Below are 12,983 nucleotides of genomic sequence, written 5' to 3'. Positions count from 1 at the left end.
TTCGATTGCGGGTAGATTCGCGAGCATGTCGACACCGTTGCAGGGCTCACTGCTCGACGGGTTCGGTGATACCGAATTCGGGTCGCTTCGCGCCGCGCGCCGCACGGTCCTCGAGCACGGGGCCTGGGTGGACGTGCTACCCGGTTGGCTGTCCGGCGCCGACGCGTTGTTCGAGCGACTGGTCGACGACGTGCCGTGGAAGGCGGAGCGACGGCCGATGTACGACCGGGTGGTGGACGTGCCGCGGCTGTTGAAGTTCTACGAGGAGCACGAGCCGCTGCCCGATCCGGCGCTGGCCGACGCCCGCGAGGCATTGAGCGAGCACTACCGGCGCGAACTGGGTGAGTCGTTCCGGACGGCCGGGCTCTGCTACTACCGCGACGGACAGGACAGCGTCGCCTGGCACGGCGACAACTTCGGGCGCGGGGCGACACAGGACACGATGGTCGCGATCGTGTCGATCGGCGCACCGCGCGCGCTGTTGCTGCGGCCGCGCGGTGGCGGGGAGAGCATCCGGTATCAGGTCGGGCACGGCGATCTGCTGGTGATGGGCGGGTCGTGCCAGCGCACCTGGGAGCATGCCGTGCCGAAGACGCGCAAGCCGGCCGGGCCGCGGATCAGCATCCAGTTCCGTCCGCGGGGCGTTCGCTGAGCCGTCCGGCGCAGACACGCACGCCCTCGAGATCGAACCCGTGAGCCAGGCGATACACATCGACCTTGACCAGAACCATTGTTGAGGTTGGATGCTGAAGGGCATGAGCGCAAAGACATTTCAGCCGCCGACGGTCGCAGACACGTCCGTCGATCACACCGCGGACATCGCGGCCATCAAGCAGATCATCGGCAACGTCGAGACTGCGTACAACACCAACGACGCCGAACTGATGACCGCCGACTTCACCGCGAACGCGACCGTGGTCAATGCCGTCGGTGCCCTGCTGACCGGTCGCGACGCGCTGCTGGAGGCGAATCGCCGTGGGCTGGCCGGCTTCCTGAAAGACGAGTACGTCCGCTACGAAGTCACCGACATCACCTTCCTCCGCCCCGACATCGCCTTCGCCCACAAGGTCGCCCGCGCCACCACCGCCGAAGGCGAACCGATCGACATCGACCACACCATGATCGCGCTCTACGTCCTGGTCAAGGAGAACGGCCGCTGGTGGACCGCGGCCAGGCAGAACACCTTGATCCCCAAGGCCGAATAACCCGCACGTCCAGCGACCCAGCGCCGCAACATCTCCGAGGGGTGCGACGCTAGGTCTTCGGACAAGCGATCAGGGGGAACTGGTGCAGGAAGGCTCTCGGCCGATACCGGCATCAGTTCCCCTGATCTTGATCGCGGCCGTAATACTGGGCGGCCACGTTCGCTTCCGATTCCTGCTTCGCGCGGCATTCGGCACCACGGCCGCGCAAGCCCGGGCAACGGATTTTCCAGGCGACGCGGCCGCGTGTCGCCGTTAGATTGACAGCATGAGCAATCCTGGGGCGGGAGTCCTGGCGGTGATGCCGCTGCATACGATCAGCGAGGTCTATGGCGAGGCGGGTCTGCGCGAACGATTATTGCTGGAGATCGCGGACCTGCCGGACGCCGCCCGGGTCACCGAGGCCCTCGACCTGGCCACGGAATTGCATCGCGACGATCGCTACGGCCGCGAACCGTATCTCAATCATCTACTGCGAGTGGCGATCCGGATCATCAGCCACTACCGGGTGGCGGACGGCGATCTGGTCGTCGCGGGTCTGCTGCACGATTCCGTCGAGGACCATCCGGCGGAACTGGCGGGCGATCGGCCGGGCACGCCCACCGAGGCCGCCCTCGCCGAACTCGCCGACCGCTTCGGCGACCGCGTGTCCGAGCTGGTCGCGGCCGTCACCAATCCCGAACCGGACCCGTCGATCGACCGGCACCTGCAATACCGGGAGCATGTCGCCGCCGACCTCGAGCACGCCCCGTGGGCCAGGATCATCAAGCTGTCCGACTTCACCGACAACGGCGTCGGCATCCTGTACGCGACCGGCCCGGTCATGCACAAGCTCGCCACCAAATACCGCCCGCTCACCGCCATCTACCGCGACCTGGTCACCCGGCCCGACACGCCGCTGGCCGACGACGTCAAACAGCACATCCTCGCTCAACTCGACAGTGCGGACGAACGATTCGAGGCCATCCTCGACGAAGAGTGATCCGCGGTCGTCCTTTCGGATGACATCCGATCGATATCTCGGTCCGCGGGACCGCACGAGCGCGCGCCGATGGCATCGTGATGCGCATGCGACTTCGACGAACCGGCGACATGCTGCTGGCAGCGGGGATCCTGGTATTCGTCGCCGCGGTGGTGACGCTGGTCTGGACGGGTCACACCGCGCTGCGCTACTCCGCCGACAACGACAACACCCTGTCGCTGTGGGCGATCTGCCTGACGGTGCTCGGCGGACTGGCGGTCGCCCGGCTGGTTCCGCCGAAGCCGGACGACGGACTGCTGCCGGGCGATCCGCGAACGACGCGTCAGGCGTGGTGGCTGTTCACGCTCGGCCTCGTCTTCGCGGTCGGCTTCTACCTCTCCCCCGGCGGCGACTTATGGTTCCTCGGATTGAAACTCGCTCTGCTGCTTGCGGTTCCACTGTCGTTCCGATTGGTTTCGTGGCGCGAATGGTACCGGGTGGATACCCGTGGCCGCTGGCTCCGGCCGCTCCCCGCGATGCTCGTCTTCCTGACCTTGTTCACGCTGTTCGGACACAGCTACACCGGCGCGCGACCGGACCTGATCGCGCTGATCGCGGTGTTCACGCTCAACGCGATGCTGGAGGAGATTTTCTACCGGGTCTGGCTGCAGACCCGATTGGAGAAGAGTTACGGTCGCTGGCCCGCCATCGCGCTCAGTTCCCTGGTGTTCGCGGTGTGGCACGTAACGATTCACGGCGGCAACGGTTTCGGCATCGACCTCGCCGCCGCGGTCGTGCACATCGGCGGCTACGGAATCTTCCTCGGCTACCTGTGGTCGCGGTATCGAAATCCCTGGCTGCTCTTCGTGGTTCACGGCATCATCAACGCGCCGATTCCGATGCTCGCGGCACTGTGGTGACGGCTCAGGCGATTTCAGGGCGTGCGCAGTACCGACTCGACCAATTGGCGCACCGCGTCCAGCAGCCGATCGGTCTCGCCGGACCGGACCATGGTCTGCACCAACTCGCCGCCGATCGCACCGAGCAGCAACCTGCCCACTACCTCGGCGTCCAGATCGGGCCGCGCCGCCCGCAGTAGCGCGGTGATGTGGTTGTCCCAGAACGCATGGAACTCCGCGGTGCGCGGATGCGGCGGTTCCGTGCGATACGCGACCATGAGTTCCGAGTTCGCGATCACCAGCCGCGTCATCGCATCGAAATAGGCGAGCAGCCGCGCGTCGGCCGGCGCGCCCGGACCCAGCGGCGGCGGTCCGCTGGTGATCGCGTCCATCAGCGTGAGCGCGCTCTCGGCGACCATCTCGTGCAGCAATCCGGCCCGGTTGCCGAAGCGGTGAAAGATGGTGCCCTTCCCGACCCCGGCCGCGGCGGCGACCCGGTCCATGGTGATCGCCTCGGCGCCGTGTTCGGCGAGCAGCGCGGTCGTCGCGTCGAGAATCGCCCGTCGATTGCGCGCGGCATCGGCCCGTTCCTTCGGACGCCCCTCGGTCATCGCACTCGCTTTCGTTGACAACTTGACCGGCAGTCCATATCGTTGCGGAGACAACTGGACCGTCAGTCAACTTATGGAGTTCTTGATGAAGGCAATCGTAATGACGGCGACCGGCGGCCCCGAGGTGCTGGTCCCGCAGGAGGTCCCGGCGCCCCAGGCCGGCCCGGGTGACGTGGTGATTCGTGCCGAGGCGATCCCGGTCCTGTTCCCGGAGACCAAGCTGCGCTCCGGTGAGTTCCCGCTCGGCGTCGAGCCGCCGCTGGTCTTCGGTTTCCAGGCGGTGGGGGTGGTGACCGAGGTGGGCGCGGCGGCCGATCCGGCGCTGCTCGGCCGCCGAGTCGCCGTGGCCACCAATGGTTTCGGTTCCTATGCCGAATTCGTCAGTGCACCAGCCGATTCCGCAACCTTGGTCCCCGACGGCCTGTCCTCGGCGGACGCTGCCGCGGTCCTGATGAGCGGCTCGGTGGCCCTCCCCCTGCTGGAAACCGCCGCCCTCACCGGCACCGAAACGGTCCTGATCGAGGCCGCCGCAACCGGAATCGGCAGCTACCTCACCCAACTCGCCAAGGCACACGGCGCCGCCCGCGTGATCGCCACCGCGGGCGGCCCCGCGAAGATCGAACAGGCCCGCAAACTCGGCGCCGACGAGGTCATCGACCACAACGACCCCGACTGGGTCAGCCACCTGCGCGAAACCCTCGGCGGCACAACCCTCGACGTCGTCTTCGACTCCATCGGCGGCACCACCGCCATGGACCTGCTCGACACCATGACACCCCTGCGTGGCCGAATGCTCAGCTACGGATGGCTTTCCGGCGCCCCCGCCCAACTCTCCGCCACCGACCTCATCACCCGCGGCCTGACCCTCACCGGCTGCGCCGGCCCCGCCTGGCTCGCCCGAGTAGCCGAAGCCCGCCCCACCACCCTCACCCAAGCCGCCTCCGGCACCCTCACCCCCCTCATCGAAGCCATCCTCCCCCTAGACCAAGCAGCCCAAGCCCACCATCTCATCGAAGCCCGCACCCCACTAGGCAAGCTCATCCTTCAACCCAACACCTAACCCACAACCCCAGACACCCTGCCGCGCCATGAATCCTTGTCACACAAGGCCGCCCGATACCTCGCACGCACGGGTCCAACTTCGCACCGCAAGCCCGCGCCACCCATCGCGACCCAGAACCGCACCGCACACCGACACCCTGACGTGCCGCGCACCGAAGCGCAGCACGGCGCTGAACCGGACCTGTTCATCCGCACGGGTTCACCTCATACGCCGCAGGCCGCACCTCTTCTCACGGCCCGGAGTCGTGGCACACGACTAGCGACGCAGCCGCACACCGTCTGAACTGCGGCATATCGAATTGCATGCCCTTTGGTGTGCGGGAGGTCAGGAGGTGTGCGGGGGGATTCAGGCTGGGCGGCGGGCGAAGGTGGGGGCGTGTTCGGGGCGGATGCCGCGGGCGACCAGGAATGGGGGGACGCTGCGGAGGATCGGGATTCGGCGGAGGACGCGGACCGGCAGGGGGGCTTTGCGGGCGTTGGCGATGTTGATGCCGCCTTCGAGGGCGGGGCGGATCACGCGGGCGTGCAGGATGCGTTGCATGCCCTGGGTTACCACGGTGGGGAGGGTGCGGCGGCGTTGCACCTTCGCCAGGTCTCGGGTGCCGACGGTGTTCGAGAGTAGCGGGGCGGCAAGGATTCTCGCGGCGGCGACGGCGTCTTGCACGGCCAGGTTGATGCCGACGCCGCCGACCGGGGACATGGCGTGCGCGGCGTCGCCGATGCAGAGCAGCCCGCCGGTGTACCAGGTGGTCAGGCGGTCGAGCTGGACGTCGAGCAGTTTCACCTCGTCCCAGCTGGTGAGGGTGTCGACGCGGTCCTTCAGCCAGGCCGCCGAGTCGGACATGGTGCGCATGATCTCGTCGACCGGCCCGCGCCGCGCCACCTCGTCGGTGCCCTTGGCGATCAGAGTGGCGCACTGCCAGTAGTCGCCGCGGTCGAGCAGCACCGCGGCCCGGTGCGCGGCGACGATCGGCACCGCGCCCGCGGGGTCGATCTCGCTGCGCGGCAGGCGGAACCACCACACGTCCATCGGCGTCGGCCAGCTCCGCGTCGCCAGTCCCGCCGCACTCCGCAGCACCGAGCCGCGCCCGTCACAAGCGACGGTGAGGTCGGCGCGGATCTCGCCGGTCACACCGTCGGCGGTCCGGTAGCTGACCCCAGCGACCTCGCCCTCGGACCAAACCAGGCCGGTCGCTTCGGTTTTCATCCGCAAATGGAAGCTCGGCTCCTGTTCGCCGGCACGCGCGAGCAGGTCGAGCAGGTCCCACTGCGGCACCATGGCGATGTATTTGTGCTTGCCCGGAAGGTCTTTCAACGAGGCGAAGGTCTGCAACCCGTTGGCGGTCGCCAGCTGCACCTGATCCAGTTTGCGCGCACCGAGTTTCGCGAACTCCGCACCGAGCCCGAGCTCGTCGAGCAGGTCGAGGGTGGTGGGATGCACGGTGTCGCCGCGGAAGTCGCGCAAGAAGTCCTTGTGCTTCTCCAGCACGGTGACGTCGACCCCGGCCCGCGCCAGCAGCAGGCCGAGGATCATTCCGGCGGGACCGCCCCCGACCACCAGGCAAATCGTCTGTTCCATCGACTTTTCCCTCCTCGGTCACCGCATAGCCGCAGGGTATTGCCTACCCAAAGAATTCTACGCCTGATGAATTCTTTGCGGGTGCCGATCCGGGCCGAGTTGGGTTGGCGCAGCGCGCAATCGGGGTCGGACCGCGTTCGGCGGTCCAACTCCCCGTCAAGTGCCGTTGATCAGGAAGCGACGTCCCGGTTCAGGATGAAGACGTACGGCTCGGCCAACCCGCGCATATCCATCACCCCGAGCAGCGTCTGCTCATCCACTCGCCGGAAGTGATCGATGATCGGCAGATGGTCGTAGATCATCGCGGCGCTGACCACCCCGCGATACTCCACATTCCGCAAACGCGCTGTCGGCCTCTGCGTTCGGAACGCGAACCGCAGAAAGCCGAGCGCCTTCTTACTCGCTCGTACGCCCGCCATCGGAATCCGCCCCGCGAGCCCGAGCGGCACTCTGCGCGGATCGACCGGAAAGACCTCCCCGTCGACGGAAAACAGCAGCGGATGCACGGTGTCCGCGTCATCGAACTGCTTGCCATACCACCCCGACGCGACCAGCACCCCCGCGAACGGATGGCCGGTGTCGAGTTCATCGCCCCGCCAGCGCCCGGTCGTGATCTCGGCGACCGGAACCGCGGGCAGGCTGTCGAACAGCGCCAGTGCCTGCTCCGCCGTGCAGCGCCGGGTTCGCAGCGCCGCCAGTTCAGCCGCACCCGATCCTGTCTTCTCGGCCATGCTCGACCTCCTCGCTAGGGCAACAATGCAACAACGAGACTATCTCTATCTCACGACCCACGTCAGCTCAGACCGGCACACCCGTACCGGTGCACGAATGGCCGAGTGCGACTGGCTCAATCGATGCCGGCACACTGGTCACCCCGGCATGAGCGGATCGAGGTCTGCGGCGCCTTCTAGAACGGTGCGTCCAAAGGCAACTGCGCGACCTCGGCCAAATACGGATCCAGTTCGCCGGATTCGAACCGGGACATCCCGATCACATGCCAGAACTGACCCGCCGTGTTGCCTTCGAACTTGTAGCGACCGTCGGGCGCCAGGGCCGCCCAGCCTTCCGGCAGCCCCAGCAGCTCCGCGCGGATGGTCGGTGCGGTCTCCGCGTCCGGGTAGTCGCCGCCGGGGACCGACCACAGGATGGTGTTGCCGTCGTCGCCACCGCTGGCCAGCAGGCGGCCGGACGGATGGAAGGCCAGCGACCAGATCTGCCGCTTGTGGCCCTCCATGGTGTGCAGGTGCCGCCCCGTCGCCATGTCCCACAGCCGAACCACCAGGTCTTCGCCGCCGGTGGCGAGGATTCCGCTCTGCGGGTCGACCGCCGCCGCCCACAGCCTGCCGGTGTGCCGGGTCAGCTCGTGCAGGCTCGCGCCGGACTCGACCGCCCAGATGCGCACCGTCATGTCCCAGGAAACGCTGGCCAGCCGGTCACCGTGGAACACCACCGCGTACACCCGGTCGCTGTGCCCGGCGAATTCGCGCAGCAGCCTGCCGGATTCGACGTCCCACAGCCGCACCACGGAATCGTCGCAGCCGGTGGCCATCAACGAGCCGTCCTCGTTGAATTCGATGGACCGCACCCGCCCGTGATGCTCCGCGCACACCATGTGCAGCGCACCGGTGGTCCGCGACCAGATGATGACCGTGTCGTCGTCGTTCGCCGTGGCCACGTATTGATCGGTCGGGTCGAAGGCGATCGCCCAGACCGGCGCGGCCTCGACATTGATGTGCCGCTGGAACATTCCGGTATCGAGGTTGAGCAGACTCAACCGGCCGTCGTTGCCGACCACCGCGAGCTGCTGCGGCTGCTTGCGGCTGAACAGCGCCGACTCGAAGGTGACCAAACGGTCCTCGCTGCCGGCCAGCCGCCGAATCTGCCTGCCCGTCACCGGATCCCACAGCCGGACCACCCCGTCGTTGCCACCGGCGGCGAGCAGCGACCCATCCGCGTTGAACGTCACCGACCTGACCTGCCGCCCGTGTCCGGTCAGCACCTGCCGGCACACGCCCGACGCGGGATCCCAGAGCCGCGTGGTGAATTGGTCGTCGGTGACGGCGAGCTGCCCGCCGTCCGGGCGGAACGCGAACGGCCAGATCGATCCGGTGTGCGCGGTGATCCGGTGCCGCAGTTCGCCGGTCGTGCTGTCCCGCAGGCAGAGCAGGCCGGCGCTGTCGCCCGAGGCGAGCAGATCACCGCTCGGATCGAACACCACCCAGTAGAGGGCGGCGTGGTGATCCGACGGCGCGTGCTTCGACTCCCCGGTCTCGACATCCCAGATGCGCAGTCCCCCATCGGTATCCCCGCTGGCCAGCAGCGGCAACCGGGGGTGAAAGGCCAGCGTGTACACCCGTCCGGTGTGGCCGGGCAGTTGCCGGACCAGCTCGCACCGCGCCGGATCCCACAGCGCCACCATGCCGCGGACATCGCCGACCGCCAGCAGATCACCCGCCGGGTTGAACACGACCCGGAACACGGCCCCACTCGCGCCGACGAATTCGCCTCGCTCGCGCCCGCTTTCGACATCCCAGATCCGGACCACCCCGTCGCGGTAGGCCGCCGCGACCACGCCTTCGTGAATTGCCAAGCTGAAGATCAGCTCTCGGCTCCCGCCGGAAGGCGCGCATTCGTGCATCAGATCACCGCTGGGCAGGGACCACAGCCGTAGCATCCCGTCCGCGTCGCCGGTGGCCAGCAGGTCACCCGCCCGGTTCAGCGTGACCGGCCACGGCCATTGGCTGTGCCCGTGCAGGATTCGGCGCAGTTCACCGCTCGCCACGTCCCAGATGCCGACGGTGCCGTCGCTGGAACCGCTGATCAGCACGGTATCGGTATAGGCGACCGCGAACGACCGATTGCGATGCCCCTGCAATGTGCGCAGCGGCAGCCCGGTCTCGGTGTCGCAGATCAACACCCCGCCGTCATCGCTGCCGATGGCGAGGGTGCCACCGTCCGGACTGTAGGCCAGCGGTTGCGGCAGCCTGCCGTGCCTGGCATGGAACCCGTGCCTGACGCCGATAGAGGCAGGGGCGAATTCGGTTCTCGCCACCGAGCCGGGCACCCACGCCGCACCACGCAGATCGGTGCCCGCCGGGGTACCGACGACGTCGAGCAGCGCCGCGCGATCCCAGCGGCTGCCGGTCGCGCGCGTCCCGGTCAGGTCCGCGCGAGCCAGCCGCGCCCGGGTGAAGTCGGCGTCGGTCAGGTCCGCGCCGACCAGGCTCGCCTCGTCCAGCCGCGCACCGACCAGCCGCGCGCCGCGCAGCACCGCACGGTCCAGGTTCACCCCGACCAACCGCGCGCCGCTCAGATCCGCACCGGTCAGATCGACCTGCTGCATGTCGCGATAGGACAGATCCTCGCCGACCAGGATCGCGCCGCGCAGATCGGCGGTCGGCGCGGTCCGCAGCCGGGTGGTCAGCCGGATCGCGTTGGTGCGCGACACCTCGTCGGCGGCCGGGTCGTCCAGCACACCGTCCGCCCAGGCGCGTGCGAGCCGGATATCGGCGAGGTCGCACAGGAAGTCGATGGACAGCTGAGACAACGGCGCGTGCGCGAGTTGCGGCGGCGCGGCGACACCCGCGGCGAACTGTTCGGCAATGTGGTTGGCCACCAACCATTCCGGCACCGACGAGTGGATGAACCCGAACAGGTTGTCCTCGGTCCGCACCAGCAGGCTGCCGGAGCCGATGGCGTGCGCGGACTGCTGCACCGACATCCGGTTGGCCCCGGTCATCTCCACCAGACTCTGTGCCACCTCGGTCAATTCGGCCAATCGCAGGTACGGCTCGCCGGTCTCCCAGATGCGCAACGCGAATTCGGTGACCGCGAGCCACAATTCGTGCAGCCCGAGCCCGGGCAGCGACCCAGCGGTCGCCGCGGTGCGATCCGTCTCGTAGGACAGCCAGGATTCGAGGATCTCCCGGTACAGTCCGGCCGCGCCGACGGCCTGCTGCGCGCCCGCCGCGGCCCGCAACCGGCGCTCGTCCAGGTCGGCGATGAAGCTGAGCATGCGCGGATTCTGGGCCAGCCCGAGCAGGTCTTCGATGCCGGTGATCAGCCGCATCCTGGCGTCGGCGCGCTGCGCGTCGCCGCCGTAGCGGTTGGCGAGGAAGGCGCGCACCTGCGCGGGCGCGAAGTCCTCGATGTTCAGGATCTGCCGGTCCTGGAGCAGCCCGACCCGCTCCCCCAGCGCGGTCAGGACCTGGGCCCGCGACTCGAAATGCTGTGTGCGGCTGGCCACGACGATCTTCGCCTTGCCGACCGCCGCCTGTAGCAGCGTTTCCAGGTGGTCGGCGGCGAATTCGTAGCTGATCCGGGTGACGAGTTCGTCGAAGCCGTCGAACAGCAGCACCACCCGGCCCTCACGAAGCATGTAGCGCAACGCTTTCAGGTCGATCCGGTCCTCGCCGTGATTGGCCAGGTGCGCGGCGACCAGGGCGTCCACCGAATGGGTCTTGTCCAGCGTGCGCAGGTCGATGAGGATCGGGATCAGCGCGGGCATGGTCTCGGTGATGCGCCGGGCCACCTCGTGCAGCGCGAACGTCTTGCCGCGCCCGAAATCACCGAGTACCAGGACGAATCGGCCGTGATCGGCGGCGACCAGGCGCAGCAGTTCGGCGACCAGATCGTCGTGGACCGTCTGGTCGCCGTGTTCGAGCGCCCGGAAGCGTTGCGGCACATAGAGGTCCGGCGGGTAGCGGCGGTCGGTGCGCAACCGCTCGACCTGCTTGGCGAGATAGTCCTCCAGGTCGAGCAGGCCTTGGAACTCGGTGAAACTGCGCACCCGCAGGCCATGGCTCGCGGCCTCGTCGCGCAGCGAACGCGGCGGCGGCGCACCGCGATAGACGAGCTCCGAGCCGTATTCCGGGTCCAGGCCGAGGAATTCCTCGACCACCCGCCTGCTCATGTCGCCGACGTGCACGCCGACCCGCCATTGCGCGGTCACATCGTCGCGCTGATGGGTGATGAACAGGTGCGGCGGATCGGACTCCACCCGGCGGATCCTGGCCTCCGGATACCGGGTCTCACACACCTCGGCCACCCGTTCCAGCAGACGACCGTGCGGATCGACGATGGCGGGGGTCTCGGTCACCGGATCGTCGGGCTCGTCGGGACCGGTCAGCTCAGGCAGCGTGTTCGCGGCAAGTGCGGCAACCGCATTCGACCACGGGGCGGTCAGCCGCGCGGTGGGCTCGGCGGGATGCGCCGCGGTGGCGGAGTACCGGGAGAGGCCCTCGGTGGTCAGGTGGATGATCTCGTCGCGGCCGGCCGCCCCCGCGGGGATGACCGGCAGCCGGCCGTCGAGCCGATCCAGGTGCGGCCCACCGGGTCCCGGCCCGTGCAGCAGCAGATTCAGCCGGCCACCGAGCAGCCGCGACAGCGTGTCCGCGTCCCGCAACAGGGCGGGATCGCGCGGCGAGGCGGCCGGGCCGGGCAGCGGGTCGTGCCGGACCACACCGAGCCGCAGCCACCCGTTCTCCTCGAACGGACGCAGCCGCTCGGCGAACCAAGCCGCTTGCGGTTCGCCGATCCGCCCGTAATCGTCGTCCGGCAGATGGGTCGCGGCCATGGTCGAGTTCAAACCCGCTACCACCACCCGCAATTCGGGAATCGGGAACAGCGTCCACGGCTGGCCGACATCGAACACCAGCTGATCGAGTCCCTGATACAACTCGGCGAACAGCCGCGCGTACTGCTCCAGCTTCGGGAAGTACGGCGGCTGCGGTTTCCGTTCGCGCGCTTCACAATTCAGGAAGTAGGCGTGACAGGCGACCTTGGAGACATCGTGATTGCCGGGCACCACGATCAGCCGGTCGGGTTCGAGCCCGAGCAGCACCCGCAACCCGGTCAGGAAGCTCAGCGCCTCGTCCACCTCCCGCGGGCGACCGGATTCGGTCAGATCGCCGGTCACCACGATCAGATCGGGTTTCGGCACACCCTGCCCGGCCAACTGGGTGACATTCGCGTAGATACGCGCCTGCAACTCGCGCGCGGTACTCGGTTCGTCGGACGCGAACAGGCCGCGGCCGAACCGCGGACCGGCCACGTGCAGCACGCTGACCCCGGAGCGGTGCTCGTCGCGATGCGGGCCGCCCGGAAAGGCCGGTGCCGCAACGGGAGTGCGCCGATTCAACGGGGACTCGACGGGACCCGCCTGCTCCTCGTCGCCGTAGCGGTCCGGTAGCGCGCCGGGCCCGAGTTCGTTCGGGAATCGCGGTTCCTGCTCCGGTTTCCCCCGGCCCGCGAGCAAGTGCCGCACCCGTTCCAGGAGGATGCGCCGCGCCTGCTCGTCGGTCGGCACGTCCACCAGATCGATGTAGGTGAGGGTGGCCAGCAGCCCCTCCAGCGCGCAGTCGGCGATCCGTATCGGCAGCAGCTTGCCCGGATCGGTGCGGAACGCCGCCTGCCATTCCATTGTCCCGTAACGCGATTGGAGGTAATTGTCGGAGAGCACCGCGAGCACGACGGCCGAATCGCGCACGCCGCGATCCATGAAGTCGATGAAGTTGGTGCCCGGCACGAAGTCCCAGGCCTGGATCAGGGTGCGATATCCGGCGCTTTCCAGTTGCCAGGCGAGCCAGGTCGCCCATCGCTCGTCCGCCGGGGAATAGCTGATGAAGAAGTCCCGCGTCCGCCCACCCTGCTGTGTCACGCCCCCAGTAT

At 68.2% G+C, this 12,983-nt stretch carries 9 protein-coding genes; 5 read left to right on the top strand and 4 right to left on the bottom strand.

Going from position 1 to position 12,983, the window contains the following annotated elements:
* Positions 1 to 25: 25 nt before the first annotated feature.
* The 4 genes from ACFYO1_RS08965 (at position 26) to ACFYO1_RS08950 (ending at position 3,083) form a co-directional block, all read left to right on the top strand.
* The gene (locus tag ACFYO1_RS08965) at positions 26 to 652 is read left to right on the top strand and encodes an alpha-ketoglutarate-dependent dioxygenase AlkB (RefSeq protein ID WP_387228605.1); all 627 of its coding nucleotides are present in this window, start codon (positions 26 to 28) and stop codon (positions 650 to 652) included.
* A gap of 103 nt (positions 653 to 755) precedes the next feature.
* On the top strand, positions 756 to 1,205 hold the full coding sequence (locus ACFYO1_RS08960; RefSeq protein ID WP_387228603.1) for an SgcJ/EcaC family oxidoreductase: 450 nt from the start codon (positions 756 to 758) through the stop codon (positions 1,203 to 1,205).
* A gap of 265 nt (positions 1,206 to 1,470) precedes the next feature.
* Positions 1,471 to 2,184 (top strand): HD domain-containing protein, encoded by a 714-nt coding sequence (locus tag ACFYO1_RS08955; protein WP_387228601.1) that lies wholly within the window; start codon positions 1,471 to 1,473, stop codon positions 2,182 to 2,184.
* 86 nt (positions 2,185 to 2,270) lie between these two features.
* A complete protein-coding gene (locus tag ACFYO1_RS08950; RefSeq protein WP_387228599.1) occupies positions 2,271 to 3,083 on the top strand; it encodes a CPBP family intramembrane glutamic endopeptidase in 813 nt (270 codons plus the stop codon).
* A gap of 14 nt (positions 3,084 to 3,097) precedes the next feature.
* On the opposite strand, the gene ACFYO1_RS08945 is transcribed toward ACFYO1_RS08950, so the two are convergent.
* Positions 3,098 to 3,673, bottom strand: coding sequence for a TetR/AcrR family transcriptional regulator (locus ACFYO1_RS08945; protein ID WP_387228597.1), 576 nt, complete (start codon positions 3,671 to 3,673; stop codon positions 3,098 to 3,100).
* A gap of 85 nt (positions 3,674 to 3,758) precedes the next feature.
* Between ACFYO1_RS08945 and ACFYO1_RS08940 the strand changes: the two genes are divergently transcribed.
* On the top strand, positions 3,759 to 4,733 hold the full coding sequence (locus tag ACFYO1_RS08940; RefSeq protein WP_387228594.1) for a zinc-binding alcohol dehydrogenase family protein: 975 nt from the start codon (positions 3,759 to 3,761) through the stop codon (positions 4,731 to 4,733).
* 348 nt (positions 4,734 to 5,081) lie between these two features.
* Here the strand turns inward: ACFYO1_RS08940 and ACFYO1_RS08935 are convergent, their stop codons facing one another.
* From ACFYO1_RS08935 to ACFYO1_RS08925, 3 genes are all read right to left on the bottom strand, one after another.
* The gene (locus ACFYO1_RS08935) at positions 5,082 to 6,314 is read right to left on the bottom strand and encodes an FAD-dependent oxidoreductase (RefSeq protein ID WP_387228592.1); all 1,233 of its coding nucleotides are present in this window, start codon (positions 6,312 to 6,314) and stop codon (positions 5,082 to 5,084) included.
* Positions 6,315 to 6,484: 170 nt separating this feature from the next.
* Positions 6,485 to 7,045 (bottom strand): DUF4334 domain-containing protein, encoded by a 561-nt coding sequence (locus tag ACFYO1_RS08930; protein ID WP_387228590.1) that lies wholly within the window; start codon positions 7,043 to 7,045, stop codon positions 6,485 to 6,487.
* Positions 7,046 to 7,221: 176 nt separating this feature from the next.
* On the bottom strand, positions 7,222 to 12,972 hold the full coding sequence (locus tag ACFYO1_RS08925) for a TIR domain-containing protein (RefSeq protein ID WP_387228588.1): 5,751 nt from the start codon (positions 12,970 to 12,972) through the stop codon (positions 7,222 to 7,224).
* Between the last annotated feature and the right edge of the window lie 11 nt (positions 12,973 to 12,983).

Source organism: Nocardia sp. NPDC006044, from assembly GCF_042871115.1.
Lineage (GTDB): Bacteria > Actinomycetota > Actinomycetes > Mycobacteriales > Mycobacteriaceae > Nocardia.
The sequence above is the reverse complement of the archived record's forward strand: the minus strand, read 5'-3'. Positions and strand labels throughout refer to the sequence as shown.